32 protein-coding genes are annotated in these 25962 nt (G+C 58.0%); 13 read left to right on the top strand and 19 right to left on the bottom strand.

Annotation, left to right across the window (positions count from 1 at the left end; all coding sequences use genetic code 11):
- Position 1: 1 nt before the first annotated feature.
- The 6 genes from SB725_RS10085 (at position 2) to arsN2 (ending at position 5941) form a co-directional block, all read left to right on the top strand.
- Entirely contained in the window at positions 2-1237 is a 1236-nt protein-coding gene (locus tag SB725_RS10085) for a cysteine desulfurase-like protein (RefSeq protein ID WP_027923848.1), read from the top strand.
- Positions 1238-1273: 36 nt separating this feature from the next.
- Entirely contained in the window at positions 1274-2143 is an 870-nt protein-coding gene (locus SB725_RS10080) for a MurR/RpiR family transcriptional regulator (protein ID WP_027923849.1), read from the top strand.
- A gap of 54 nt (positions 2144-2197) precedes the next feature.
- Positions 2198-3094, top strand: a complete 897-nt coding sequence (locus SB725_RS10075; protein ID WP_027923850.1) for an allantoinase PuuE — start codon at positions 2198-2200, stop codon at positions 3092-3094.
- A gap of 60 nt (positions 3095-3154) precedes the next feature.
- Entirely contained in the window at positions 3155-4591 is a 1437-nt protein-coding gene (gene hydA, locus SB725_RS10070) for a dihydropyrimidinase (RefSeq protein WP_027923851.1), read from the top strand.
- Positions 4588-5334, top strand: a complete 747-nt coding sequence (locus tag SB725_RS10065) for a 2-keto-4-pentenoate hydratase (protein ID WP_027923852.1) — start codon at positions 4588-4590, stop codon at positions 5332-5334. The genes hydA and SB725_RS10065 overlap by 4 nt, the downstream gene beginning before the upstream one ends.
- A gap of 160 nt (positions 5335-5494) precedes the next feature.
- Positions 5495-5941, top strand: coding sequence for an arsenic resistance N-acetyltransferase ArsN2 (gene arsN2 / locus SB725_RS10060; RefSeq protein WP_081743961.1), 447 nt, complete (start codon positions 5495-5497; stop codon positions 5939-5941).
- Between the two features lie 225 nt (positions 5942-6166).
- On the opposite strand, the gene SB725_RS10055 is transcribed toward arsN2, so the two are convergent.
- Positions 6167-6376, bottom strand: a complete 210-nt coding sequence (locus SB725_RS10055; protein WP_027923854.1) for a hypothetical protein — start codon at positions 6374-6376, stop codon at positions 6167-6169.
- Positions 6377-7019: 643 nt separating this feature from the next.
- Here SB725_RS10055 and SB725_RS10050 point away from each other — a divergent pair.
- Complete coding sequence (locus tag SB725_RS10050) at positions 7020-7397, top strand: hypothetical protein (protein ID WP_027922974.1); 378 nt, start codon at positions 7020-7022, stop codon at positions 7395-7397.
- An 845-nt stretch (positions 7398-8242) separates the two neighbouring features.
- Here SB725_RS10050 and SB725_RS10045 read toward each other — a convergent pair.
- Both SB725_RS10045 and SB725_RS10040 read right to left on the bottom strand, forming a co-directional pair.
- Positions 8243-8389 carry a hypothetical protein gene (locus SB725_RS10045; protein WP_172825944.1) on the bottom strand — a complete coding sequence of 49 codons (147 nt, stop codon included), beginning with the start codon at positions 8387-8389 and terminating at the stop codon, positions 8243-8245.
- A 112-nt stretch (positions 8390-8501) separates the two neighbouring features.
- On the bottom strand, positions 8502-9338 hold the full coding sequence (locus SB725_RS10040) for an NAD(P)H-binding protein (protein ID WP_410921723.1): 837 nt from the start codon (positions 9336-9338) through the stop codon (positions 8502-8504).
- 149 nt (positions 9339-9487) lie between these two features.
- On the opposite strand from SB725_RS10040, the gene SB725_RS10035 reads away from it, so the two are divergent.
- Positions 9488-10210 carry a TetR family transcriptional regulator gene (locus SB725_RS10035; protein WP_410921709.1) on the top strand — a complete coding sequence of 241 codons (723 nt, stop codon included), beginning with the start codon at positions 9488-9490 and terminating at the stop codon, positions 10208-10210.
- Between the two features lie 5 nt (positions 10211-10215).
- Here SB725_RS10035 and SB725_RS10030 read toward each other — a convergent pair whose 3' ends face one another.
- The 8 genes from SB725_RS10030 to SB725_RS09995 form a co-directional block, all read right to left on the bottom strand.
- Positions 10216-10500: a hypothetical protein gene (locus SB725_RS10030; protein WP_027922977.1), complete on the bottom strand. Its 285-nt coding sequence runs from the start codon at positions 10498-10500 to the stop codon at positions 10216-10218.
- 304 nt (positions 10501-10804) lie between these two features.
- On the bottom strand, positions 10805-11035 hold the full coding sequence (locus SB725_RS10025) for a hypothetical protein (protein WP_007946177.1): 231 nt from the start codon (positions 11033-11035) through the stop codon (positions 10805-10807).
- Between the two features lie 132 nt (positions 11036-11167).
- On the bottom strand, positions 11168-11389 hold the full coding sequence (locus SB725_RS10020) for a hypothetical protein (protein ID WP_027922978.1): 222 nt from the start codon (positions 11387-11389) through the stop codon (positions 11168-11170).
- 72 nt (positions 11390-11461) lie between these two features.
- A complete protein-coding gene (locus SB725_RS10015) occupies positions 11462-12502 on the bottom strand; it encodes a DNA topoisomerase IB (RefSeq protein ID WP_410921708.1) in 1041 nt (346 codons plus the stop codon).
- Positions 12503-12579: 77 nt separating this feature from the next.
- A complete protein-coding gene (gene modC / locus SB725_RS10010) occupies positions 12580-13659 on the bottom strand; it encodes a molybdenum ABC transporter ATP-binding protein (protein WP_410921707.1) in 1080 nt (359 codons plus the stop codon).
- Between the two features lie 3 nt (positions 13660-13662).
- Positions 13663-14343 (bottom strand): molybdate ABC transporter permease subunit, encoded by a 681-nt coding sequence (gene modB, locus SB725_RS10005; protein WP_410921706.1) that lies wholly within the window; start codon positions 14341-14343, stop codon positions 13663-13665.
- Entirely contained in the window at positions 14344-15111 is a 768-nt protein-coding gene (gene modA, locus SB725_RS10000; RefSeq protein ID WP_410921705.1) for a molybdate ABC transporter substrate-binding protein, read from the bottom strand.
- Between the two features lie 209 nt (positions 15112-15320).
- Positions 15321-16385 (bottom strand): NAD(P)H-dependent flavin oxidoreductase, encoded by a 1065-nt coding sequence (locus SB725_RS09995; protein ID WP_410921704.1) that lies wholly within the window; start codon positions 16383-16385, stop codon positions 15321-15323.
- Between the two features lie 182 nt (positions 16386-16567).
- Between SB725_RS09995 and SB725_RS09990 the strand changes: the two genes are divergently transcribed.
- Positions 16568-17551 (top strand): MDR family oxidoreductase, encoded by a 984-nt coding sequence (locus SB725_RS09990; RefSeq protein WP_027922984.1) that lies wholly within the window; start codon positions 16568-16570, stop codon positions 17549-17551.
- Here the strand turns inward: SB725_RS09990 and ada are convergent, their stop codons facing one another.
- The 5 genes from ada to SB725_RS09965 form a co-directional block, all read right to left on the bottom strand.
- Positions 17552-18616, bottom strand: a complete 1065-nt coding sequence (ada, locus tag SB725_RS09985) for a bifunctional DNA-binding transcriptional regulator/O6-methylguanine-DNA methyltransferase Ada (RefSeq protein WP_410921703.1) — start codon at positions 18614-18616, stop codon at positions 17552-17554. It lies immediately after the preceding gene.
- 87 nt (positions 18617-18703) lie between these two features.
- The gene (alkB, locus tag SB725_RS09980; protein WP_027922986.1) at positions 18704-19369 is read right to left on the bottom strand and encodes a DNA oxidative demethylase AlkB; all 666 of its coding nucleotides are present in this window, start codon (positions 19367-19369) and stop codon (positions 18704-18706) included.
- Positions 19370-19372: 3 nt separating this feature from the next.
- Positions 19373-20041, bottom strand: coding sequence for a 2OG-Fe(II) oxygenase (locus SB725_RS09975; protein WP_027922987.1), 669 nt, complete (start codon positions 20039-20041; stop codon positions 19373-19375).
- A gap of 126 nt (positions 20042-20167) precedes the next feature.
- Positions 20168-20344: a hypothetical protein gene (locus tag SB725_RS09970; RefSeq protein WP_155953714.1), complete on the bottom strand. Its 177-nt coding sequence runs from the start codon at positions 20342-20344 to the stop codon at positions 20168-20170.
- Positions 20345-20373: 29 nt separating this feature from the next.
- The gene (locus SB725_RS09965; protein ID WP_027922988.1) at positions 20374-20676 is read right to left on the bottom strand and encodes a DUF1883 domain-containing protein; all 303 of its coding nucleotides are present in this window, start codon (positions 20674-20676) and stop codon (positions 20374-20376) included.
- A gap of 213 nt (positions 20677-20889) precedes the next feature.
- On the opposite strand from SB725_RS09965, the gene SB725_RS09960 reads away from it, so the two are divergent.
- A complete protein-coding gene (locus SB725_RS09960; RefSeq protein ID WP_027922989.1) occupies positions 20890-21246 on the top strand; it encodes a hypothetical protein in 357 nt (118 codons plus the stop codon).
- 72 nt (positions 21247-21318) lie between these two features.
- A complete protein-coding gene (locus SB725_RS09955) occupies positions 21319-21549 on the top strand; it encodes a hypothetical protein (RefSeq protein ID WP_027922990.1) in 231 nt (76 codons plus the stop codon).
- Between the two features lie 8 nt (positions 21550-21557).
- On the opposite strand, the gene SB725_RS09950 is transcribed toward SB725_RS09955, so the two are convergent.
- Together SB725_RS09950 and SB725_RS09945 are read right to left on the bottom strand one after the other, a co-directional pair.
- Positions 21558-21839 carry a hypothetical protein gene (locus SB725_RS09950; RefSeq protein WP_027922991.1) on the bottom strand — a complete coding sequence of 94 codons (282 nt, stop codon included), beginning with the start codon at positions 21837-21839 and terminating at the stop codon, positions 21558-21560.
- A 140-nt stretch (positions 21840-21979) separates the two neighbouring features.
- Positions 21980-22171, bottom strand: coding sequence for a hypothetical protein (locus tag SB725_RS09945; RefSeq protein WP_027922992.1), 192 nt, complete (start codon positions 22169-22171; stop codon positions 21980-21982).
- Positions 22172-22465: 294 nt separating this feature from the next.
- On the opposite strand from SB725_RS09945, the gene galU reads away from it, so the two are divergent.
- Positions 22466-23305 (top strand): UTP--glucose-1-phosphate uridylyltransferase GalU, encoded by an 840-nt coding sequence (gene galU / locus SB725_RS09940; RefSeq protein WP_010460715.1) that lies wholly within the window; start codon positions 22466-22468, stop codon positions 23303-23305.
- A 130-nt stretch (positions 23306-23435) separates the two neighbouring features.
- Positions 23436-24794, top strand: a complete 1359-nt coding sequence (gene gorA, locus SB725_RS09935) for a glutathione-disulfide reductase (RefSeq protein ID WP_410921702.1) — start codon at positions 23436-23438, stop codon at positions 24792-24794.
- Here gorA and SB725_RS09930 read toward each other — a convergent pair.
- On the bottom strand, positions 24791-25801 hold the full coding sequence (locus SB725_RS09930; protein WP_027922994.1) for a DNA-binding protein: 1011 nt from the start codon (positions 25799-25801) through the stop codon (positions 24791-24793). The two genes, gorA and SB725_RS09930, sit on opposite strands and share 4 nt — an antisense overlap.
- Between the last annotated feature and the right edge of the window lie 161 nt (positions 25802-25962).

The raw sequence follows: 25962 nt of genomic DNA, 5'->3' as shown, positions 1-25962 counted from the left end.
AGTGAATCCTCTCGATATTGATTACGTTCGCAAGCAATTTCCAGGTCTGGCCGATGGTTATGCCTACATGGATAACGCCGGCGGTTCGATGGTGTTGAGCACTGTGGCTGAGCGGGTGTGTGATTACCTGCTGAACAACAGTGTGCAACTGGGTGCGTCCTATCAACCTTCCGTTGTCGCTGGCGAGCGAGTGATGCAGGCGCGTCACTCGGTCATGCAGTTGATCAACGCCGAGCATCCCGAAGAAGTGATCATGGGCGGCTCGACTACCCACTTATTGCAAATTCTGTGTCGCGCCATCGCCCCATCAATCGTCCCTGGCGATGAAATCATCGTCACCAATTGCGATCATGAGGCCAACATCGGCCCATGGGTCAAACTGTGCGAAAGCCGTGGTGCGACCTTGCGCGTGTGGCAGGTCAATCCCGACAGTTGTGAGCTGGAGCTGGATGACCTGCAGGTCCTGCTCAATGACAACACCCGTTATGTGGCGATGACTCACACCTCGAACATTCTCGGCTCGGTCAATCCCGTCGCCGAGGTTGCGCGGCGTGTGCATGCGGTGGGCGCCAAGCTGTGTGTGGACGCCGTCGCTTATGCACCACACCGCCTGGTGGATGTTCAGGCCAGCGGCGCCGATTTCTACGTCTATAGCTTCTATAAAACGTTCGGTCCGCACTTCGCCGTACTCTGGGGACGTCGCTATCTGTTGCTGGAATTGCCGAGTCTTAACCACTTCTTTATTGGTCAGGATGTGGTGCCTTACAAATTGCAGCCAGGCAACGTCAACTACGAATTGTCATTCGGCTGCATCGGCATTACCGACTACTTGCTCGACATCAGCACCCGACTTGGTGCACAAGGTAGCGAGCGCCAGTGCATGCAGGCTGCGTTCGATGCCTTCGAGGTGCAGGAAGATTTGCTCGCCGAGCGTCTGCTGGCATTCCTGCGTGAGCGCGATGGTGTTCGGATCATTGGCAAAAAGGACACCCGCAATCGAGTGCCAACGATCAGTTTCGTGGTTGAAGGCGTTCAGTCCGAGGAGGTTGTGCGCAGGGTCGATGAGCACCGGATCGGCATTCGATTTGGTGACTTCTATGCGCGGCGACTTATTGAAGCCCTTGGGCTTGATCAGTTTGGCGGGGTGGTGCGGGTGTCGTTAGCGCACTACAACACGCTGGAAGAAGTCGATCGCCTTATCACTGCACTGGATCAAGCAATCAATGCGTTGCGTTGACCGGCGTACACACTTCTAATTTAACGAGCCTTCACTATGGCCTTACCTGAAACCCTTGCAGAGCTGCGTGACTGTATAGCGGCCCAGCACGAACAACTGACCGGTCGCCTGCGCGATGCTGCCCGATTCCTGATCGACAACCCGCATGAGATCGCACTCAATACGGTGGCCGAACTGGGTAAGCGCTCAAGCATTGCGCCTTCAGCCTATATTCGGTTGGCCCAGGCCCTTGGTTTTGCAGGTTTCAAGGATTTGCAGCGGCTGTTTCGCGCACCGTTGCAGCAGGCTGCCGACACCCAAAGCGAGCGCATTCGGCACTACGGCGGCGAGACGTTGCTGGAGGACCCAAGTGATGTCGGCGCAATTCTGCGTGAGTTCAGCCAGGCCAATATCGTATCTCTGGAACACCTGGCCGAAGGCGGCGAACAGGCCAATATCGAAGCCGCCATCGCCCATTTGCAAGTTGCGCGTACCACCTTCGTCATCGGCATGCGTCGTGCCTTTCCGGTTGCCGCCTATCTGAGCTACGCGTTGAGTCGTGTGGGACGGCGAGCCGTGCACATCAGCGGTGCGGGCGGCACGTTGCCAGAGCAGGTCAGCGCGATTGCCGAAGATGATTTGTTGATAGCCGTCAGCTTTCCGCCGTACGCCAATGACACCATTGAGGCATGTCGTCAGGCGCGGGCCGCAGGCGTGACGCTGGTGGCGATCACTGACAGCGTTCTGAGTCCTATCGGGCAGATGGCCGATACGGTGATAGAGGTCAACGACGCTGAATTACTGGGCTTTCGCTCCCTCACGGCTTCGTTCTGTATTGCGCAAACCCTGGCCATGGGGCTGGCCTTCAGCGATTGGCAAGCGGATAGCACCTTTAGCCATGACCGATTGAAAGATATCGACTGCTAAGTCGCAACTTTCGCCACGTTCTTATTTAACCAGTCACTTCAGGAGAATATCCCGATGGTTTCACCTGCACGCGATTTAGTGGGTTACGCAAGACAACGCCCGCAAGGCACTTGGCCGAATGGCGCACGTTTGGCCATCAGCCTGGTGATCAACTACGAAGAAGGCTCCGAACGCTCGCTCGCCATGGGCGACCCGGACCAGGAATCCATGACCGAGTGGGGCAGTTATTCAATCCCCGATGGCACACGCAATCTGGCGATGGAATCGATGTACGAGTACGGCTCGCGCGTCGGGATCTGGCGAATCCTGGATATTCTCGATCAGCAATCGGTTCGTGCGACTTTCCATGCTTGCGCAGTAGCCTTTGAACAGAACCCTGATGTTGCACGCGCTGCAGTCGCAGGGGGTCATGAAATTTGCAGTCACGGTTATCGCTGGGAGGAAGTGTTTCGCCTGACTGAAGAGCAAGAGCGTGAACACATGCGTCTGGCCATCGAGTCATTCGAGCGCACCTGCGGCAAGCGTCCCGTTGGCTGGTATTGCCGGTACGGTGCCAGCGTCAGTACCCGGCGGTTGGTCGCTGAGGAGGGCGGTTTTCTCTACGACTCCGATGCCTACAACGACGATGTTCCCTACTTTGTCGAGGTCGAGGGCAAGCGTCATCTCGTGGTGCCTTACACCGCCGACGTGAACGATTTCCGCTACTGGAATTCGCCGGGGCTGTCGCAGGCATCGGACTTTTTCGAGTACATGAAAGAAAGCTTTGAAGTCCTTTATGAGGAGTCGGCTGAAGGGCCACGCATGATGTCGATCGGGCTGCATCCACGCATGGTGGGCCGTCCCGGGCGAGTAAGGGCGATCAAGCAGTTCATCGAGTATGCCAAGCAACACGGCGGTGTCTGGTTTGCTACGCGCGAAGAAATCGCCCGTGCCTGGCTTGAACGAACTTGATCAAAAAATTGATGCGTTAGTCCCCACGGCTGGGTCGGTTACTTCTGGAAGAGGCCTGATATGCAACCTTTTGACACGGTGATTCGCAACGCCCGCGTGGTCACCGCCGCGGACACGTTCACCAGCGATATCGGTATTCGTGATGGGCGCATCGTCTCCCTTGGCCTGGACCTGCCGCAAGGTCACCAGGAAATCGACGCGGCAGGCCGGCATGTCACCCCCGGTGGCGTCGACAGCCACGTGCACCTCGACCAGCCGACGGGCGACGGCTCGGTAATGGCCGATGACTTCTTCAGCGGCACGGTCTCGGCGGCCTGCGGCGGCACCACCACCGTCATCCCGTTCGCCTGCCAGCAGAAGGGCGAAAGCCTGCGCGCTGCCGTCGATGACTACCATCGTCGGGCGGGTAACAAGCCGGTGATCGATTATGCCTTCCACCTGATCGTCACCGATCCCACCCCGCAGGTGCTGCGTGAAGAACTGCCGGCCTTGATTGCTGAAGGCTATACCTCGTTCAAGATCTACATGACCTATGATGCGCTGAAGCTGGGCGACCGGGAGACTCTCGAGACGTTGTCAGTCGCGCGCCGTGAGGGCGCCATGGTGATGCTCCACGCCGAGAACAGCGATTGCATCGCCTGGCTTACCGAGCGACTACTGGCGGCCGGGCTGACTGCGCCGCGCTACCACGCCGCGTCGCGGCCGATGCTGGTGGAGCGTGAAGCGACCCATCGTGCCATCGCCCTTGCCGAGCTGGTGGACGTGCCGATCCTGATCGTGCACGTGTCGGGTCGCGAGGCTGTGGAGCAGATTCGCTGGGCCCAGAGCCAGGGGTTGAAGGTGTACGCCGAAACCTGCCCGCAGTATCTGTTCCTGACCGCCGACTCGCTGGGATGTGACGACAGTTTCGAAGGTGCCAAGTGCATCTGCAGCCCGCCGCCGCGCGATGCGGCAAACCAGCAGGTGATCTGGGATGGCCTGGAGAACGGCTCGTTCGAGATTTTCTCGTCAGACCACGCACCCTTTCGCTTCGATGGCCCCAATGGCAAGAAGGCCCACGGTGAAGAGGTGTCGTTCGACCAGATCGCCAACGGCATTCCCGGTGTCGAAACCCGCATGGCACTGCTCTGGTCCGAAGGCGTGCGCAGTGGGCGTATCACCCCGCAAAGCTTTGTTGCGCTGACCTCCACTAATGCCGCCAAGCTGTATGGGCTGTATCCGCGCAAGGGCAGCATCGCTATTGGTGGTGATGCCGACCTGGTGATCTGGAACGAAGGTGAGCCGGTGCACCTGTGCAACGAAATGCTGCACCACAACGTCGATTACACGCCTTACGCCGGCATGACGCTGAGCGCCTGGCCGGCCATGACCCTGTCTCGCGGTGAGGTGGTCTGGGACGGCGAGCCGCGCGGTGAGGCGGGTCGCGGCCGGTTTCTGCCGTGCGAGCGCCCGGCGCCCGCGCAACTGCGCCGACGCAGGACTGAGTTGTCATTGTGAGTGCGGTTGCGCAGGTGGCCGCGACCCTGATTCGTGGTTGGCGTGAGGGGCGGCAACAACCGTTGCCAACCCTGGAACCGGCTAGCGAAGCCGAGGCCTATGCCGTGCAGCACCAGGTGGCGGATGCCCTCGGCTGGTTCGCCTCTGGGCCGCCGGCGGCGTGGAAACTGGGCGGCGCTCCGGGAGGGCTGATCAGCACCGCCGGGGTACCGGCAACGGCCGTACACCCGTCGGGTTGGCAGGTTCCGCCGGGCGATGCCTTCGGTTTCGGGATCGAGGGAGAACTGATCGTGCGCCTGTCGCGTGACCTCGACCCGCACACTGATCTGGCCATGGCCTATGCGGCGGTCGATGTATGGATGCCGGGCATCGAACTGTGTGGAACGCGCTGGCTGCAGGGCGATCGGGCCTCGCCACTGCTTCGGCTGGCCGACCAGCAACTCAACCGCGCGCTGGTACTCGGTGCACCGCGAACGCTTAGGGACATGCCGGACTGGTCCAGGCAACAGGTGGCGTTGCGGGTGGCCGGGGAGCCTGAGTTCGTCGGCGTTGGCAGCCATCCATTCGGTGAGCCGCTGAGTTCGCTGCCGTGGCTGGCGCGTCACGCTGCAGCACTGGGGAACCCTTTGCGTGCCGGTGACCTGGTGGCTAGCGGTAGCTGGACCGGTATCTACTGGGCGCCAGCCGGGGTGCGAGTGGAAGTTGAATTTGCCGGGATAGGACGGGTTACCTTGTCGACTTGATGCGTTTCAAGACTTTGCTCTGGGCATTCCCCCAGGCCCCTCCCGCTACCGGCTGAAAACGACCCAAAGCGGACGAATTCAGGTGCCGTCGTCGATTGATCGGCGATAAGGATTGAGCCTGCTAGCATTGAGTATCAGAGAGCTTATAAGAGCACTGAAAATGCAGATGATTGAAGTAGAAGCGAGCGGTTTGAATCAGCTCCGTGCGTCCCTGAGTCAAGCTGGATTGCCCTACGATGATGTGAGCGATCGCGGGCGGCAGTTTTACCGATTCGACGTGGATGGGGAATTGGTTGCTTATGGAGGGTTGGAGGGTACTGGTCCCGATCTCCTGTTGCGATCTATGGTCGTTTGCGAGCAGCATCGTGGAGCAGGACTGGGTTCGGCGGTGTTGTCGGAACTGGAACAATACGCGGTCTCCCGAGGCGCAGTCCGACTGCATTTGTTGACCCAAAGTGCTGTTGATTTTTTCACGGCCAACGGGTACGAACGGCTTGATAGGGATAAGGCACCTGTCGCAATTTCCCAGACAGCTCAGTTCAAGCATTTGTGCCCTTCGTCAGCAAGCTACCTGCGGAAAACGTTAAGCAGATCCCCTCTGCGCTGAGTGAGTCATCGCGGCGCTACTGGGTCATTATTAGCGAACGCCCGCTTTTGGCCGATTGTTGCCTGTCGCGAAGGGCCGCAGTCGACCCAAAGCCAGTAGCTTTCTAACGTCTTACATGATCGGTTGCCGAGGGCCATCTGTTCGATGGAAGTGTTACCCGGCTGGGCGAGGGCGGCTGCTCAAGTTGGGATGATGGCGCAGGAAACGAGGTAGCTTTATGAGCGATCACTCTGGTGTCATAAGTACCGCGAGTGTCATTTTGATGAACTCTTCGTTCTTGTCGATCGTTTCCAAGGCGCCACGAACATTGCCACCGACCTCGGTCGCACCGCGCTGCTCTACCCAAAGCGTCAGCTCCATGATTGCAGCCTCCAGGGCGAGTTGGTTTTCGTTGATCTTGAATAGCAGGGAAGGGAGCAGGTCATTGTTGGGCATCGCGTTTCCTCCGTGAATGGAAGCAGCGTAGCAGGTGAAATCCGTAGCTTGGAATAATTGTTGAATGGTCGACAGGACGCCAAGGGTGGGATCTGCGCAAAACCTCCTCTGGAGGCCGCGTGTTTCCCTACAGCCCCAGCATGGGGTGTTAGGGGCCAAGGGCCACACAGCGAGCGCTATGGTATGTGTTATCGGCATACCATGATGTAGATTGGTTCGGAGTGAGTGCATACATTAACGCTGAAATGGGACGATTTTTCCGGTCCGCAATCTCTGAAAGGTACGCGGAAACATTGGGTTGGATTGCAGCCAAAAAGGCGTAATTGCGACCCGGAAAAACTATTGGAAGGTGCAGCCTGATTGATTTTCTCTTGGGACTTAAAATCCCCGTGGATGTGAAAAGGCACTCGAAGGGCCTATCGCAATGTGGGCTTCGATAAGGTAGTTAAATGGCTGCATTCGACCCAAAGCTGACGGAGGGAAAAAACCGTAGAGTCCTCCAGATCGTGAATGTTCGTTTGGTGATGGATTGCGAAAAATCGCCCTGCCTATGGCCAACAAGTCTTAGAGAAAAACTGCGTTACAGATTGGCTGATGATTAGAATGGGATCAAATTCACCGTGATGTCAGCAAAGGATGCTTTATGCCCCTTTTAACGTGGGATCCTTTTGATTTAATCGCCGTACTCGGCGTCTTCCCCTCCCTGGATGAGTTCGAAACATCACACTGTTACGTTATCGAGCAAGGTACTGTCAGACTGAAATTGACAATTTGGCAATATGATTCTGATGTGGAAATTCAGGTGAGTGAGGCTTCACTACCAAACCCCATTATCAAATACACAATGCTTGGATGCCCCGGTATCCGCGTTGTTGATGACAAGCGCGGTAAATTCTTGGAGTTTGCAGCTTCGAATACTTTCACTGGGCGATACGACGGGTATTCGGTAATTCCCTACGGTTTAAGGTTGTGGGTCGAACCTCAAATTTTGCTGGAGCCGTTCACTTACGCGTCTGCTTAGAGAGAATGGCGGACGGTCATGATTATGCGCTTTTGGCTGTTCTCCGTCGGTTGTGACCGGCTGCTATTGGCCGTTTTCTGCCCGCCGCGAGGGTCAGAAAGCGGCCAGGAGCCGCAGTCAGGATTGATCTCGGCTGGGTTGGTGACGGTGTTACCGTCACGAGCAAAAATAGGGGCCAGTCAGGCGCCGCCCTCCGTGACCGGATGCGACAGCTTGTTGATTTTTCTCAAAGTTAGAGGTTCCCGATATCGTTTAATATCTGAAACGAGCCAGAGAGCGGTGGCTGTGATGCTAGAAGTAGACACCTGTACGGTGACGTGTCCAAATTGCGGCGCTGATCTTCAGCCTGCCCTGCATCGGTTCGCCTCGTTTAAAGACTTACTCAGATTGAAGTGTTTCGAGTGCGGACTGGATGTCACAGGTGACGAAATTCTTCAACTTTATGACTCCCTCGAGTATCAGCTCAGGCAATTCAGACCAAGGGAATAGGCGCATCATGTAATGCTGCTACCTGCTTCAATCCCCGTCTTAGTGAACTCATCTAGCTGTCGCGACCATTTTTCAGTGATGACAATTTCAGGTCGTGATACATAGCTGCCACTGGCGAAAGGCAGCTTCTGGCCGATTGCTGCCCTTGCGTACTCACTCTGGCGTAACGACCTCAACCCCCCAGCGTTCACAAAATAGTACATTAGTCAGTACATTTGATTCTAAGGTTGTCGGTTGACTCCAATGAATGCGGTGATTTTAAGAATAAATAAGGTTCCGGCTTCGGGCACCATCTAAAATCAAGGGTTTGCGGGCGAAAGCTGATGCAAGCCCTTGTTTGTTTCCGGCTCTTGATTTCAGAATTGCTCTGCAATCACGTTTGAAAACTGCTGCGCTTCTAGCGCCCGATCAGCAACCTTGGCGTTATGGACAAGTCGGCTCAGCGCTGCGGCGATGATGATCGCCAGCAGCGGCCAGTAGATGAAAATCACTTTCAAAAACATGGCGTCACCTCGAACGTTACTGAGCCAAGCCGAATCGGCGTCCCATCATAGTGTCCACAACATGACAGGATGAGTATTGATCTCATTCGGGATGTTTGCCGTATTTATTTGTTCAGCCTTCACTCGCCCAAACCCCCGTATCCGCAGTGCGCCGCACATAATCGCTAAAGTCCCGCGCGGGACGGCCCAGTGCACGCTGGACGCCATCGGCAAGGGGCGTGTTGCGCCCGTCGAGCACCGTTGTGAAGAGGTGCAGCACCAGGTTGGTCAACTCGGCTGGAAGGTGCGCCTGTTCCAGCGCCTCTCTATAGGCATCCGGCGGTACGGCGACGAAGCCGATATCGCGGCCGGTCCCTCGAGCAATCTCATCGACCGCCTCGGCAAACGTCAGCGCCCGTGGCCCTGTGAGTTCATAAAGCTGATCTGAGTGGCCGGGTTGCGTCAGCGCCAGGACGGCAATCTCGGCGATGTCTTCCACGTCGACAAAGGGCTCGGCGATGTTGCCAACGGGAAGGGCTACTTCTCCTTGAACAATCGGCTCCAGAAAATGTGCCTCACTGAAGTTCTGGAAGAACCAGCTGCAGCGAAGGATCGTCCAGTCGACGCCGCTGTTTTGTATGACGCGTTCGGCTTGTTCCGCTTCGGCCTCTCCGCGTCCGGACAGCAGCACCAGTTTGCGGACGCCGCTTTTGACCGCCAGGTCGGTAAACGCCTGAATCGTATCGACGGCACCCGGAACGGCGAGGTCTGGTTGATAGGAAATGTATACGGCGTCGATGCCATCAAGCGTGGCCTCCCAAGTGCCGCGATCTTCCCAGTCGAAAGGTGGATTGGCGCCACGAGAGCCCAGCCGCACGGGCAATCCCACATGTTGTAGCCGTTGAGTAATCCTGCTCCCTGTTTTACCGGTCGCACCGAGAATGAGGATGCGGTCTTGAGAGGTCTTCATCGCGTTCATCTCCATCGGGTTAATGTGAGTAACACTCACGTTAAAAAGATGATAAACGCTCACGTTCTGCCGTCAATAAACGAAAGAGCGGAACCGACGTACGGCCATCCCCCCTTGGGTGGGTTGATAGGCGGTGCTAAGGTGAGTGCATGTCACGTTATCGACCGGGATTCCCACCAGTGCCGAAGAAAACCATCACCGAGCGCGAACAGGCGGTTTCAGCGCCGAGCCGACGCAACCCCACGCAACAACGCAGTCGCGAGCGGCAGGAGCGCATTCTGGCGGTGGCAACAAAACTGATCGCAACCAAGGGCAGCGACTCATTAAAGATGAGTGAAATCGCCGAACGCTCGGAGATTTCGATCGGTTCGCTTTATCAGTATTTTCCGGACAAGAGCTCGGTGATCCGCACGCTGGCCGAACGCTTTAACGCAGAGAGTCGCCGTTGCATAGAAACGGCATTGGTAGCGGTCCAGGATGCGCAAGGGCTGCGTGAGGCCTATTCGGACTTGCTTGAGCAGTATTACAACATCGCTCAGGCGGAGCCTGTAATGCGTGATATCTGGTCGGGGATGCAAGCCGACAAGCAACTGCTGGCGCTGGAACTGGAAGAGAGTCGAGTGGCGGGCAGGTTGCTGGCGGATGCGATGCTTCGTGTGTTTCCAGGCAGTGATACCCAGCAAGTTTGCGATACGGCTTTTTTGATCTGGCAACTGGGCGAGGCGACCATGCGTTTGGCCATCACCTGCGCGCCTGAAGAGGGGCGGCGACTGTTCGAAGCATTCAAGCGTATGTCGCTCGCGGAAGTGATGGCGCCCTCTAGCGCGTTGATCAGCAGTGGGTCGAACGAAGTCGACCCTGCTGTCGAATGAGCCTGTTATACAAAAGGCTGGCCGCTGAAACCACGAGGCAGTCTTTGCAACCCGGCCATGGCGGTTAGCCGTTCAGTCCAGGCTGCGCGCCAGTCATTGGCGGTGTGAGTGGCTTTGGCCTTGCGTGCGGCACGGCGTGTTGCATTGCGTTGGGCCTTGCGCGCTTCCTTGTACGCGTCGGTGTTTCGGCAGCTTCTGCATTTCACGCGGTTCAGTTCCTGGGTGGACGTGAGGTTGCTGCCGTTGTGACCGCAGGCCAGATGCCCGCTGACTTTGTAGTGGGTGACCATGGAACGTCTCCTTCGTGACGTGTGATTGTTTGACCCCGCGCAAACGCCAGCGTTCGATGGCTGCCTGACAGGCAAAAAAAAAGGTCTGCATGCGGGCAGACCAAGGTGATTCTTCAAAGGAGTGACTCACTGTAGGGCGCGTGTTGTAAATGCGGCGTGAAAGAAATGTCGCAAAAAAAAGCCCAGCGCCAGGCCGGGTTTGCGGGTGTAGCGGCAGACACTCAGACAGGCACAATCGCGGTGACGATAAGGTCGCCGTTCATGCGTCCTGAAACAGGCTCTGTTCTCGCGTCGCGTGCCCGACTCATCTGAACCGTGGCAGGGGCGGATCGACAGGTTTTAGCGACGACAGCGTGTTTCGAATCAGGGGAGTGTCTTTTTCGATGTCGTTTAGCCGATCACGAATTCTGAGGGCTGTTGGGTGCCCCCCTTGATGATCGACCCAATCGGCAATTTCCTTGCACGCGGCGGCAAGCCGAGCCTGCCGGGAGTCAAGCAGGGTGAGGAGGGTGGTGATGGACTCTTTTTCGGACATGGAAAACACCTCCGTTGAAGAAACCTGGCAAATGGCAGCAAAAAGCCCGCCAGGTGCGAGCTTTCAGCCGTTGGGGTCGCCGATCCTTCAGCTGTTTTCAGTATAGACCCGGAATAGACAGGTACCTGTTCATCATCCTTGCCGGGCCATCACTTGCGATGTGGCATTCAGCCGTTGGCATTCCCGCCTGGCATCGGCTTCAGCGTCAAAGCCGTCGCCGATGAAACCATGAGTGCGAGTGTCGGCGATGCGGTACCAGACGGCGGCGTCGGGTGGCGGGTGACCGGATTCACCGGCTCGGCGACCATGAATGATGATCTTGTTGCAACGCTTCACAACGAAAATGTCTTCCATGGCGTCACCGCAGCTGATTCTGGTTCAGATCAACTATAGAAGTTCTTTCTGGTCGTGCAAAAAATAGACAGGTCAGTTCGTCGCTTCAGCGCTGGCGATCATGCGCTCAAGGAACATGGTCAGCCCGACTTCCTCTGGCCTGAGCCCTTTACGCAACCTTGGCCGAGGCAACTCAGCCAGAGCACCGAGCATAAAAGCGTCGAGCACCGCTGGGTGGATGTAGCATTTGCGGCACACCGCGGGCGTGTTGCCTAACTGCCTGGCGACGCTCTTGACCATCTCTACCACCTGGCGTTTGGCGTCGGACTCCGGCTCCCACTGCAATTCGCGCAACACCGACAATGCCAGGACACTGCCTGCCCACGTGCGGTAATCCTTGGCCGTGAAATCGGCGCCGGTGAGGGTTTGCAGGTACGCGTTGACGTCGGCGGAACTGACGGTGTGTCGCTCGCCGTTCTCATCCAGATACTGAAACAGGTTTTGTCCGGGGATTTCCTGGCAACGCTTGATGATCCGGGCCAGGCGTCGGTCTCTCACGGTGATCTGGTGCTCGACGCCACTCTTGCCGCGGAACTGAAAGCGGATAGCGCTGCCGTTGACTTCAACGTGACGGCTGCGCAACGTCGTCAGGCCGTAGGAACGATTGTCCCGGGCGTACTGGGTGTTGCCGACCCGGATCAGCGTTGCATCGAGCAAGGTGATGACGGTGGCCATGACCTTGTCTCGGCTGAACCCTGGCGCGGCCAGTAGCGTTTCAAGCTGTTTGCGCAGTTTCGGCAGTGCCAGGCCGAAGTCGCGCAGGCGCGAGTATTTGTCGGCATCGCGCACTTCGCGCCAGCGTGCGTGGTAGCGGTATTGCTTGCGACCACGAGCGTCGCGGCCGGTGGCTTGCAGATGGCCGCGCGGGTCGGCGCAAATCCACACATCCATATAGGCCGGCGGTACGGCGAGCGCGTTGAGGCGTTTGATTTCGTCCGTATCGGTAATGCGCTGGCCCGTCGGATCGAAGTAAACAAACTTTCCACGCAGCAGCTTTCGGCTGATTCCGGGCTGCGTGTCATCGACATAGTGCAGGTCGGGTGGCAGAACATCTGGCAGCGCGGTATCGGACATGGCGAGTCAACCTCGACAACAAATCAGGGGTCAGTACAGCCATTGACCGCGCTCATTTGTCGTTGGTGCCAAAAGACTTAGGCCAGCACTGCCACCGCTTTGATTTGTGCCCAGAGTTGCTGGCCAGGATGCACGCCCAACTGATCCCGGGAGTAGCGGGTGATACGAGACAGTAATGGCGTGCCGGCGGCATTCAGGCGTATCAGCACATGGGCAGCGTTGTCGGCGCTGATTTCACCGATCACGGTCACCGGCAGGCGATTGAGGATGCTGCTTTGCTCGACGCTTCGCAGGCTCAGGCTGACATCGCGCGCCTGAACCTTGCAACGCAGTGTCTGACCCAAGGGCATGGGCGCATGGGCGACGCGAATGCCCAGTTCGGTCTCGGGCAACTGCAAGGTCAGCAACTGATAGTGGGCGTCATACGCGCTGACATGCCCCTCGATCACCACGCCCGCATCGTCGCCCAGCGCCAGTGGCAGGTCGAGACGGGCGAGGGTTTCGCCGATGGGGCCGCTGGCCAGCGCCTTGCCTTCGCTCAGCAAGACAATGTGATCGGCCAATCGCGCGACCTCATCCTGCGAGTGACTGACATACAGCACCGGGATGTCCAGCTCATCGTGCAGGCGTTGCAGGTAAGGCAGGATTTCGTTTTTGCGTTGACTGTCCAGCGCCGCCAGTGGCTCGTCCATCAGCAGCAGTTTCGGGCTGGTGAGCAGCGCGCGCGCAATGCCGACCCGCTGCCGCTCGCCGCCGGAAAGGTGCTGCGGGTGACGTTCCAGCAGATGCCCGATCCCCAGCAATTCCGTGGCATGGCCCATGTCGACCCGGCGCTGCTGTTTCGGGATGCGCTTGAGGCCGAATTGCAGGTTCGCCAGCACTGACAGGTGCGGGAACAGACTGGCTTCCTGGAAGACATACCCCAGCGCACGTTTATGCGGCGGTACGAAAATCTTCTTTTCGCTGTCCTGCCAGACTTCATCGTTGACCTGGATAAAACCCTGTGGGGCTTGTTCCAGTCCGGCGATGCAGCGCAGGCAGGTGGTCTTTCCCGAGCCTGAGTGTCCATAAAGCGCGGTCACGCCACGACCGGGCAATTGAAGGTCCACGTCCAGGGCGAACCCCGAATAGCTCAATTGCAGACGCATATCGATCATCGATCAGATCCAGATCGCTTTGGTTTTGCGGCTGGAGTAGAGCGCCAGCAACACCGCAAAGGAGAACACCAGCATCGCCCCGGCCAGCCAATGGGCCTGGGCGTATTCCATGGCTTCGACGTGATCGTAGATCTGCACCGACACCACGCGCGTCTTGTCCGGGATGTTGCCGCCGATCATCAAGACCACACCGAACTCACCGACGGTGTGGGCGAAGCCGAGAATCGCCGCTGTGATAAAACCCGGCCGTGCGAGCGGCAGGATCACGCTGAAGAAGGTGTCCCACGGATTGGCGCGTAAGGTCGCGGCCACTTCCAAGGGGCGAGTGCCAATGGCGGAAAAGGCGTTTTGCAGCGGTTGAACCACGAATGGCATCGAGTACAGCACCGAGCCGACGACCAACCCCGCAAAGCTGAAGGTGAGGGTGCCAAACCCCAGCGATTGGGTGAACTGACCGACAAAACCGTGAGGCCCCAGCGCCAGCAACAGATAAAAGCCAATCACCGTGGGCGGGAGGACCAAGGGCAGGGCGACGATCGCCCCGACCGGGCCGCGCAACCAGGAATGGGTGCGTGACAGCCATAACGCAATTGGAGTGCCGATGACCAACAGGATCGCAGTCGTCAGGGACGCCAGTTTGAGGGTTAGCCAGATGGCAGCGAAGTCGGCACTCGTCAGCGTCATTTAGAGTTGGTAACCATAGGATTTGATGACAGCAGCGGCTTTCGGACCCTTCAGGTATTCAACCAGTGCCTCGGCGGCCGGGTTGTCCTGGCCTTTGTTGAGGATCACCGCGTCTTGTTTGATCGGGTCATGCATGTCAGCTGGAACGATCCACGCCGAACCGCTGGTGACTTTGCCGTCTTTGTAGATCTGCGACAAGGCTACGAAGCCCAGTTCTGCGTTGCCGGTGGAGACGAATTGGTAAGCCTGGGTGATGTTCTGGCCTTCTACGATCTTATCCTTGACCTTGTCGGTCAGGCCCAGCTTGGCCAGTACCTGAGTCGCGGCCAGACCGTACGGTGCAGCTTTCGGGTTGGCAATGGACAAGTGCCGGTACTCGTTCTTCTTCAGTACTTCGCCCTTGGCGTCGACGTAACCTTCTTTGGCCGACCACAGCGCCAGGGTGCCGATGGCGTAGGTGAAGCGCGAACCCTTGACCGTGTCGCCTTCGGATTCAAGTTTTTGCGGGGTGGTGTCGTCGGCCGAGAGGAACACTTCGAACGGCGCGCCATTCTTGATCTGGGTGTAGAACTGGCCGGTGGCGCCATACGCCGCGATCAGTTTGTGCCCGGTGTCTTTCTCAAAATCGGCAGCGATGACCTGGAGAGGGGCTGTGAAGTTGGCGGCGACAGCGACCTGGACTTCGTCCGCGTGCGCGGAGCCGAAAGCGAAGAGGGCGATCAGGCTGGCGAGGCAAGAAGGGGCAAAACGTGAGGCACCCATGGTCATGAAACGGCTCCGTTATAGGCAAATGCAGCAAGGAGGTGAAACGCTATATAGTCGAATATATAGCGAAATGCCTTCAAACGGAATGTGTTGGTTTATGAGTGGGGAATCGGTATTAGCCGCGCTCAACCCTGTAGCCGTTGGCGAAGCCTGCGTCCGGTTGCGCCGCCGGACGCAGCCTCGCGGGCTCGGCAGCGCAACCGGGGATCGCTTTATCGACGGAGCAGTTTGGCCAATGCTTCATCCGCCAGGCGACGGGTCAATTCGGCTGTGGTCATTTCAGCGCTCAACCGGAACGCTTGCCCGGCCCAGAGGTTGCTGAAATCCGCTTCATCCTTGGCTCGCAACGGCATCAGCGCACCGCCGGCGAGTGGGAATTTCGGCGCTTTATCGCTGATCGGCCCGATTTCACGCATCACCCGATTGAGAATGCCGCGTGCCGGGCGGCCGGTAAAAATGTTGGTGACAGCGGTCTCGCTTTCTTTGGCCGTGCGCAATGCCTTGTAGTGAGACGCGCTGACCTTGGCTTCTGGCGTGAACAAATAAGCCGTGCCCACTTGCACCGCTGAAGCGCCCAACATAAAGGCGGCCGCAACGCCGCGCGCATCACTGATCCCGCCGGCGGCAATCACCGGCACTTTTACCGCATCGACAATCTGTGGCACCAAGGCAAACGTCCCGACCTGGCTACTCAGATCATCACTGAGAAACATCCCGCGATGACCACCGGCCTCGTAACCCATGGCGATGATGGCGTCACAGCCGTGCCTTTCGAGCCAGACAGCTTCTTCAACCGTGGTCGCCGAGGAGAGAATTTTTGCACCGGTGGCTTTCACCCGGTCCAGCAGGGACTTTTCCGGCAGGCCGAAATGAAAACTGACCACTTCAGGGCAAAACGCTTCGACGACCTCGCAGGCGGCCACATCGAACGGCGCGCGGTTTGAAACAGGTGTCGGCGCATCGAAATCGACGCCCAGTTCCCGGTAGTAAGGTTCCAGCACGTTCTTCCAGTCCCGGGCGCGTTGCTCGTCAGGGGCCGGAGGTTGATGGCAGAAATAGTTGATGTTGAACGGGCGCTGGCTGTGTTGGCGAATCGTCTTCAGCTCTTCGCGCAATTGCTCGATGGTCAGCAATGCAGCCGGCATCGAGCCCAGGCCGCCGGCGTTACTCGCGGCGATGACCATGGCCGATCCGTTGGCGCCGGCCATGGGGGCCTGGATGATCGGCAGCTCAATCCCGAGCAGGTCAAGAATGCGGGTGTCTGGCCATTGGCTCATTTCAATCTCCGACGTCAAAACAGGGCAGGACGGTTGAACCGGTTTTTTACCAGCTATCGAGGGTGAAGGGCCAGTCTACTTTTGGCTGGCCAGCGGTTTGGCTTAAAGTCTTGTACGGCGAAATGTTTCTTTATGGTATTTCAAGGGCTCCACATCCTGGTTGATTCCATTGAGAGGTAACGATGTTCAAGGGCATTTTGATCGACAAAGACGACAGCGGTTACCGGGCCACACTGCAAGAGATCAATGACGATCAACTGCCCGAAGGGAACGTAACGGTCCGCGTGGCGTACAGCACGCTGAACTTCAAGGATGGCTTGGCAATCACCGGCAGCAGCCCGGTGGTGCGAAAATTCCCGATGGTGCCGGGGATCGATCTGGCAGGCACTGTCGAAACCAGCGATCACCCGGACTACAAGGCCGGAGATCAAGTGGTCCTCAATGGCTGGGGCGTGGGCGAAGGGCATTGGGGTGGATTGGCGCAGAAGGCACGCCTGAACGGTGACTGGCTGATCCCGCTGCCAAAGGAATTTACAGCGGCCCAAGCCATGGCCATCGGTACTGCCGGTTACACGGCCATGCTGAGCATCCTGGCGCTGGAACATAACGGTGTGACGCCCGATCAAGGTGAAGTGCTGGTCACCGGTGCCAACGGCGGTGTCGGCAGTTTCGCGATCGCGCTGCTGAGCAAGCTGGGTTATCGCGTCGTCGCTTCCACCGGTCGAACTTCCGAACACGATTACCTGAAGCAGCTGGGCGCCAGTGAAATCATCGACCGTGCCACATTGTCCGCCCCCGGCAAACCGTTGGCCAAGGAGCGTTGGGCGGGGGTGATTGACTCGGTCGGCAGCCACACGTTGGCCAACGCCTGCGCCAGCACCAAGGCCAACGGCACGGTAGCGGCGTGTGGTCTGGCGCAAGGCATGGACTTCCCGGCCTCGGTCGCCCCGTTCATTCTGCGTGGCGTGACCCTGGCCGGGATCAACAGCGTGACCCAGCCCAAGGCCAGGCGCGTACTGGCCTGGAATCGACTGGCCAAGGATCTGGACTTCGCGCTGCTGCCGCTGATCAGCCATGAAATCGCTTTGAGCGAAGCCATCGATGCCGCGCCGCGCCTGCTCGCCGGGCAATTGCGCGGGCGGGTGGTGGTCGATGTGAATCGCTGATCAGCGCGTCTCGCGTTCCAGCAACAGACGCTTGCGCTCAACGCCCCAGCGATAGCCTGACAGGTTGCCGTCGCTGCGCACCACGCGGTGGCAAGGGATCGCCACCGCCAGACTGTTCGCGCCGCACGCCTGGGCCACGGCGCGCACAGCCTTGGGCGACCCGATGCGTTGGGCAATCTCGGCATAGCTCGCGGTGCGGCCAGCGGGAATTTCGCGCAAGGCTTGCCAGACACGCTCCTGGAACGCCGTGCCGCGCACGTCCAGCGGCAAATCCAGACCAAGGGCCGGCGCTTCGATAAACCCTACGACCTGGGCGATCAGTTGCTCGAACTCATGATCGGCGCCGATCAGGTTGGCACGCCGAAATTTGTCCTGCAGATCGCAGACCAGTTGATGCGGATCATCCCCCAGCAGAATCGCGCAAACCCCGCGTTCACTTTGCGCCACCAGAATGGCCCCCAGGGAACACTGGCCAACGGCAAAGTGGATGTCGTTGTTTTGCCCGGCAGCGCGGTAGTCGCCCGGCTTCATGCCGAGCAAGTTATCCGCCGCTTCATAGAAACGACTGTTGGAATTGAAACCAGCGTCATATATGGCATCGGTGACCGAGCCACCACCCGCCAGACGATCACGCACCTTGCGCGAGCGATGAGCCGTGGCGTAACCCTTGGGTGTCAGCCCGGTGACGGCTTTGAACACTCGGTGGAAATGGAAGCTGCTGAGGCCCGCTGCGTCCGCCAGTTCATTGAGCGGCGGCAGATTTTCGGCGGATTCGATGTGCCGACAGGCCGCTGCCACGGTGGCCGCGTGTTGGGCGGCAACATCGCTTTGGTCTTTTGCTGCGCGTTTGCTGGGACGGTATCCCGCCGCCTGGGCTTGCTCCGGCGTGTCGAAAAACTCGACGTTCTGCGGATTCGGCAAGCGCGCCAGGCTGCTCGGGCGGCAATAAATGCCGGTGGTTTTGACCGCGTAGACAAACTGCCCGTCTGCGGCTGGATCGCGCGCTACAACGGCGGCCCAGCGAGGATCGATTTCGGTAGCTGTTTTAGTCGAATGAGTTGTCATGTCTGTAGTTCCATTGACCCGTTTCATTCAGATTAATCAGGCGAGAGGGGCGTGGCACTCCGGGGCTTGCGGTCAAATTCGAGTCTTTCAACCGGCCTTACGAAACGTGAAGTTGATCCGTTGTTCGCCCAGCTTCGGATGATGCCCGTCCTTGATCGGCAATACGCCGTGATAGCGCAAACGGTCGACGCCACCCCAGACCACAATATCGCCATGCAACAGGGGCACACGCTGGCTTTTATCGCTGCGCTCAAAACCGCCGAACAGGAACGTTGCGGGCAGCCCTAGCGATACCGAAACGATCGGCGCTGCGTAGGAACCTTCGTCTTTATCCTGGTGCAAAGACATCTTCGCGCCGGGGACATAGCGGTTGATCAGGCAGGAATCGGGAACAAAATCCGTAAATCCGGCTTCACGTGCCGCCGCTTGTGCCAGTTCAAAAAACACCTCAGGCATTTTCGGCCAGGGTTGCCCGGTCTGCGGGTCATTGCGCGTGTAGGTGTAGCCGCTTCGGTCGGTGGTCCAGCCCAGGGCACCGCAACTGCTCAAGGCTACGGACATGGTGAAGCCGCCGGGGGTGACCATCTGCCGAAACGGCGCGACGGTCAAAACCCCCTCTAGCGCTGTCAGCAACGATTCCAGCCAGGGCAGGGCAAAGCCGCGCAAGACGCAGGCTTGTTCACCGATCTGCTCGCGCCGTAGCGGTTGTTCGGGTTCGGTGTCGGCAAACAAATCCAGGGTGAAAGGGTTCATGGTTCATAACGCATCGTGAAAGATGATTCCAAGGGTATGCCGTTTTCCGCTGTGCAGGCGACTCACGCCGTGGCGCATGTTCACTCGGTAGTAGCCGCGAACACCTTTGACCGGGCGCTGGCTGACGGCAAAGATCAAGGCATCGCCTTTCTTCAGGTCCATGACCAGAGGACGTGACTGCATGCGCGGGCGCTGTTCGGTCAGCACGAATTCGCCGCCGGTGAAATCTTCGTCGGGTTCTGACAGAAGAATCGCCACTTGCAGCGGAAAGACGTGTTCGCCGTACAGGTCCTGGTGCAGGCAGTTGTAGTCCTGCGGGCCATATTGCAGCAACAAGGGGGTCGGGCGTTCCTGACCGGCGGCATGGCAGCGCTGCAAAAAGTCTGCATGCGTCGCGGGAAAACGCGTCGGCAGGCCCATGCATTCGTGCCAGCGATTGGCAATCGGCACCAGGCTCGGGTAGAGCGCGTTGCGCAGGCGCGCGACGGGATCCGGCAGAGGGTATTTGAAGTATTTGTACTCGCCACGGCCAAAGCCGTGACGAGCCATGATCACCTGTGAACGAAAAAGCCCGGGCTGCGCGTAAAATGCGCTGATCTCGTCGCAGGATTCGGCACTCAGGAGTGATCTGATAATGGCGCAGCCATCCTGATCGAGTTGTTGCTCCAGCATGTTCTGACTCCTTAACCCAAGGTTGAGGTGGCCAGTCTAGGCAGCAGGGGCGGGGCGAACACTCCGGCGCTTGCGGTCAAACTTCAGGCGCGGAAGCAGACATCCCTGTGGCCGCTCCGGGGGCTGTTACAGTGCTTTGCTGACGCTGATCTCGCTGATGACATCGTCGCTCTGGCCATGAATGGCGTCGAGCGCGGCCTTGGCTTCTTCAGCGGTGCCGTTTTCAAGCTGGGCAAACTCGAAGCGGCGCTCACCGTTGAGTTTGTATTTGATGACGTACTTGGTCGTTTGAGCCACGGTCATACCTGCCTTGTTTCGTGTGCGGACGTTGCTCAGCTCAGTTTTGTGCTGGAGCGACGGATGATCTTGATCGAATGAGACAGGGTCGGCTTGCGGGTCACGCTGATCGGCCGGCGGTTGACCGTGTCGATGGTGATGTTCCAGAAGCCGGTGCTCGGCGCGGTAATCCGGGCCGGGAAAGTATCGAATGCGCCGCCGTGGTAGGTGTGACGACCACCATTCTTGAAGCTGCGAAAGTTGGCGTCGTTCATCAAGCGGATGTTGCACATTTGGGAGCACTGGATGACGACGATGTCGTCTTCATTGAGGTGCTCGCGCTGGTGGATAAATTTCATGAGGCGCCTCCAGAAGGGCTTTTTCTACAAAATCAAAACGATAGCATGGGCGATTGGCGCAGTTTATCAGCCCGCACAGGTTATTATCGGGTCGTCATGGTTCGCTTTGGCAATTAAAAACAGTTATTCGGCATTCTGTGGGCGATAAAAGCGGTGCGCCTCGGAGAAAATCAGCAATTGTGCTGTCCGAGGGTCTTTATCGGAGGTTTTTGTATGAAGTGGGGTGTGTTAGTCCTGCCGTTGGCGTTGGTCGTAAGTGGCTGCGCCAGCGTGACTGAGATCAACGAGACGCTGCCGACCATGAACGTGATCTCAGGAAAAAAGCCCCATGAGTATGCACAGTGCCTGGTTGAGCAACTGGCCGATAGCCGTGGTGCTTTGCAGGTTGAGCCACACAAAGACGGGGTGCGCGTGATCGTTCCGGCGAAGTTCTCGTCGGACCCGGCCGCCGTCTTTGATATTGAAGAGCGTTCCGGTGGCAGCAGCATCAAGCTGCATGAGCGCATGTCCAATGTGCCGGTACGCCCCAAGGATGTGCAGAAAGCCGCCAACGCCTGCATTTCCGGCTGATACACTAGCGACAATCTACATCGATGCCGTCAAGGCTGTGCTTTGACGGCATTGTCATTTCTGGAGTCAGGCATGAAGCGAGAGCAGGTTCGGGAGCGGCATGCAGAGGGTCACATCTCTGCCACCCATGTGATTCAGAACCCGGCGAATCCAGGGGAGTGGATCGTGTTTTTCAAGAAAAGCGCCGGGCGCAGTTATTTTCTGGTGGACGATAACGACGAAGTCGAATCGTTCAGCCGTCTCGACGACCTGATCGAGACCGTGCGCGGTCTCGGGATTAAGTTTGCTGAAATTCACATGTAGCGTCGGACTTACTTGCAGACCACCAAGACACTGCGGTTCTTGAAATTGCCTACATCGACGCCAAGGGTCTTGTCGCTTTCCTTGGTTGACGGCGTGCCGTCGGTCCCGACGATTCGATAGCCGGTGCCAGCGCAGGATGCATCGGCTTTTTCGTAGCAGGTGGCCCACGAGTTGGCTTCGCCGGAGCAGTCGATGGCCAGCCCCTGTTCGCCGTTTTTCAGGTAAGCCGTTTCCGAGGTGGCGCAGCCGCTCAGGGCCAATACTGCAATCAGAGGCAAAAATTTAGTCATGTCGTTGTCGTCGTCAGGATGATGGGGCTAAGCCTGTGACAGCGCTGGCATCAAAAGGTTATAGCGAAGGGCCACTTCCCTTGCGTGTAATCACAAAAAAGCCCTGCGCGAAGCAGGGCCTGGTCAGAAACCGGTTCAGATCAAGTCTTGTCTTTGCCGCGACGTTTGGCGGGTGCTGGGTGTTCAAGCTGCAATACGGATGCCACTTCAATCGCCCGTGCTTCGGTAGGGAACGGCCCGGTGATCGTCTCGGTATCGCCGAAGTTCTTTATCCACCATTCGCCGTCTTTCTGTTTGATCAGGAACCCGTTGACGCTTTTTGCTTCCGACATCTATCTGCCTCGTTGGCTTGTTCAATTGCGCCATGATAACGCCAAATGCACCCAGAGAGTGCTGATGGGCGTATGGTGGTGCGATTGCATGTCTGGTGTGATCGCCAGTGCAGGTTCCGGGTTATCTGCTATCTATTAGAAGCTGTCGAAGGATCTGTGCAGCGATATGCGGAACTATCCGCGAGAATATTTCTCTATGTTGGCATCGGTTAGCCAGTGCGGGGCATTGTAAGGTGCACGCCGCCTGATTAGACTGCGCCGAAACTCGTACACACAGCCCTTTCAAGGACTTATATGATCAAGAAATGCTTGTTCCCAGCAGCCGGTTACGGTACTCGCTTCCTGCCAGCGACTAAAGCCATGCCCAAAGAAATGCTGCCGGTGGTAAACAAGCCACTGATCCAGTACGGCGTCGAAGAAGCTCTGGATGCCGGTTTGACCGAAATCTCCATCGTTACCGGTCGCGGCAAGCGCGCCCTGGAAGACCACTTCGACATCAGCTACGAGCTGGAAAACCAGATCAAGGGCACCGACAAAGAGAAATACCTGGTCGGTATCCGCAAGCTGCTCGACAATTGCTCGTTCTCCTATACCCGTCAGACCGAAATGAAAGGCCTGGGTCACGCGATCCTGACCGGTCGCCCGCTGATCGGTGACGAACCGTTCGCCGTGGTGCTGGCGGATGACTTGTGTGTAAACCTTGAAGGTGACGGCGTTCTGACCCAGATGGTCAAGCTGTACAAGCAGTTCCGCTGCTCGATCGTCGCCATTCAGGAAGTCGACCCACAAGAAACTCACAAGTACGGCGTGATCGCCGGTGAGATGATTCGCGATGATATCTACCGCGTTCACAGCATGGTCGAGAAACCAAAGCCGGAAGATGCACCGTCCAACCTGGCGATCATCGGTCGCTACATCCTGACCCCGGATATCTTCGACCTGATCGAACAAACCGAGCCAGGCAAGGGTGGTGAAATCCAGATCACCGACGCCCTGATGAAGCAAGCCCAGAACGGCTGCGTGATGGCCTACAAGTTCAAAGGCAAGCGTTTCGACTGCGGTGGCGCTGAAGGCTACATCGACGCGACCAACTTCTGCTTCGAGAACTTCTACAAGACTGGCAAGGCTTACTGATAGCTGTTGACTCGCTTGTATTGAAAAGCCACCTTCGGGTGGCTTTTTTATTTTCTGGCCCTATATCGTTTGCAGCACTTGCCCGGCGAACGTCTGCGGGTATGCTTGTGGACTGCCGAGGAGATTGAAAATGGCCTTTGATTTTGATTTGTACGTGATTGGCGCCGGTTCCGGTGGTGTTCGAGCTGCACGGTTTTCCGCCGGATTTGGCGCAAAAGTGGCCGTGGCCGAGAGCCGCTATCTGGGCGGTACCTGCGTGAACGTCGGCTGTGTGCCGAAGAAATTGCTCGTCTACGGTGCGCACTTCGCCGAAGACTTCGAGCAGTCTTCCGGTTTTGGCTGGGCACTGGGCGAGGCGCAGTTTGATTGGGCCACGCTGATCGCCAACAAGGACCGCGAGATCAATCGCCTGAATGGCATTTACCGCAACTTGCTGGTCAACAGCGGCGTGACCTTGCATGAAGGCCACGCCAAAATCGTCGATCCGCACACGGTCGAGATCAATGGTGAACGCCATACCGCTAAAAACATCCTGATTGCGACCGGTGGCTGGCCGCAGATCCCGGAAATCCCGGGACACGAGCATGCAATCAGCTCCAACCAGGCGTTTTTCCTCAAGGAACTGCCGAAGCGCGTTCTGGTGGTGGGCGGTGGTTACATTGCCGTTGAGTTCGCCGGTATCTTCCACGGGTTGGGTGCCAAGACCACGTTGCTGTACCGCGGTGAGTTGTTCTTGCGCGGTTTCGATGGCGCGGTGCGCAAGCATTTGCAGGAAGAATTGACCAAGCGTGGCATGGACCTGCAATTCAACTCCGACATTGAGCGTATCGACAAGCAGCCTGATGGCAGTCTGAAGGTTGCACTCAAGGATGGTCGCGAGCTGGAAGCGGATTGTGTGTTCTACGCGACTGGCCGGCGTCCGATGCTCGACAACCTCGGGCTTGAAAACACCGGCGTCAAACTCGACAAGAAAGGCTTTGTCGAGGTCGATGAGCAGTATCAGACGGCTGAACCGTCGATCCTGGCGCTCGGCGATGTAATCGGTCGTGTTCAGCTGACGCCGGTCGCTCTGGCCGAAGGCATGGCTGTGGCTCGACGCTTGTTCAAGCCTGAGCAATACCGCCCGGTGGATTACAAGATGATTCCGACCGCCGTGTTCAGCCTGCCGAACATTGGCACCGTTGGCTTGAGCGAGGAAGACGCTCGCGAAGCGGGCCACGAGGTGGTGATCTACGAAAGCCGTTTCCGCCCAATGAAGCTGACCCTGACTGAGTGCCAGGAGCGCACGCTGATGAAACTGGTGGTAGAGGCCAAGACCGACAAGGTGTTGGGCTGCCACATGGTCGGGCCGGATGCCGGCGAGATCGTCCAGGGCTTGGCGATTGCCTTGAAGGCAGGGGCGACCAAGCGCGATTTCGACGAAACCATCGGCGTGCACCCGACGGCCGCCGAAGAGTTCGTCACCATGCGTACGCCTGTCTCCGGTTAATCGTCCTTGGCTGCGTCTGGCGCTGTTGCAACAGCAGCCGCCAGGCGCATGCTTTCATCGAGGCTCGCCTGAGTCTTGAGTAATTCAATTTCCAGCGCTTTATTAGCCTGCGACTGCTCGTCGACGCTCTGTTTCAGCGACTGACTTTCCAGCAGGGCGACGCGCAAGCGTTCCTGGAGGAGGGTGCGTTCGCTGTCGATGCGGTTGACCTGTTCCAGCAGTTGATCCTGCCGGCTATTGGTGTGCTTGAGTTGATCCTGCAACAGGCTCAGCTCCCTCTGGGAGCCGCGGTTTTCAGTGAACAAACGCTCATTGTCGCGGTGCAGCTGAGTGATCTCGTCCTGACGCACCATCGCGCTTTGCTGTGCCTGACGCAGCTCCATTTGAATCTGCTGCACCTGGCTTTCGTGGCGGCCTTGTTCCTGCTCACGCTGTTCCTTGACGGCGTTGCGGTAGTGCTCCAAGGCCTCGCGGGCGTGCAGGTGCTTTTCTTCCAGTGAGCGAATCTGCTCGTCCTTGTCCTGCAAGCGCAATTCGAAACCGGCCAGTGCCTGATTCAACCCGGCATTGCGGGTTTGCTCGGTTTGCAGCATGGAGCGGGTTTCTTGTAGCGATTCGGATTCCTGGGTCAGTGCCAGGCTTTGCATCTCGTACTGCTGATGCAATTCGGTATTGGCTTCCTGGGCTTCTGAAAGCTGGCTTTCCAGTGTTTTGCGCTGCTGGTCGAACTGCTCGCGAGCCTGGTCGATCGGTTCCTGGGCCTTCTCTTTCAGGCGTTGGGCCAGGCGCGACACCAGATCCGCCAGTTCGTCATCGATGGGTTCCGCCACGGGCTCGGCCCGTTCACGGCCGTCATCCAGTTCCTTCAGGTAGCGATGGATCGTGGTTTTCGAGCCGGTGTTGCCCATTTCGATCCGTACTGCATCGATGCTTGGGTTTTCGCCACGGGCGAGGATCGCCAACCGTGCCGCTTGCACCACTGCTTTATTTACGCCGCCACGAGCCATGAGTTCTCCTACGATTTCGTACTGTGGTACATGCCACTAAAGTACGCAGTGTACCATCTAAAAAATAAAGATAAATGATGTCAATATGTCATGCGGGATATACTGGTATTACCCCGTGTGATGAGCCGCACGGCACGATTGCACCCGCCAACGCGGTACGT

This window comes from Pseudomonas sp. SIMBA_041 (assembly GCF_046535095.1).
GTDB classification, from domain to species: Bacteria; Pseudomonadota; Gammaproteobacteria; order Pseudomonadales; family Pseudomonadaceae; genus Aquipseudomonas; species Aquipseudomonas mucoides.
Note: the sequence above shows the minus strand (reverse complement) of the source record. Positions and strands in the feature narration are given on the sequence as shown.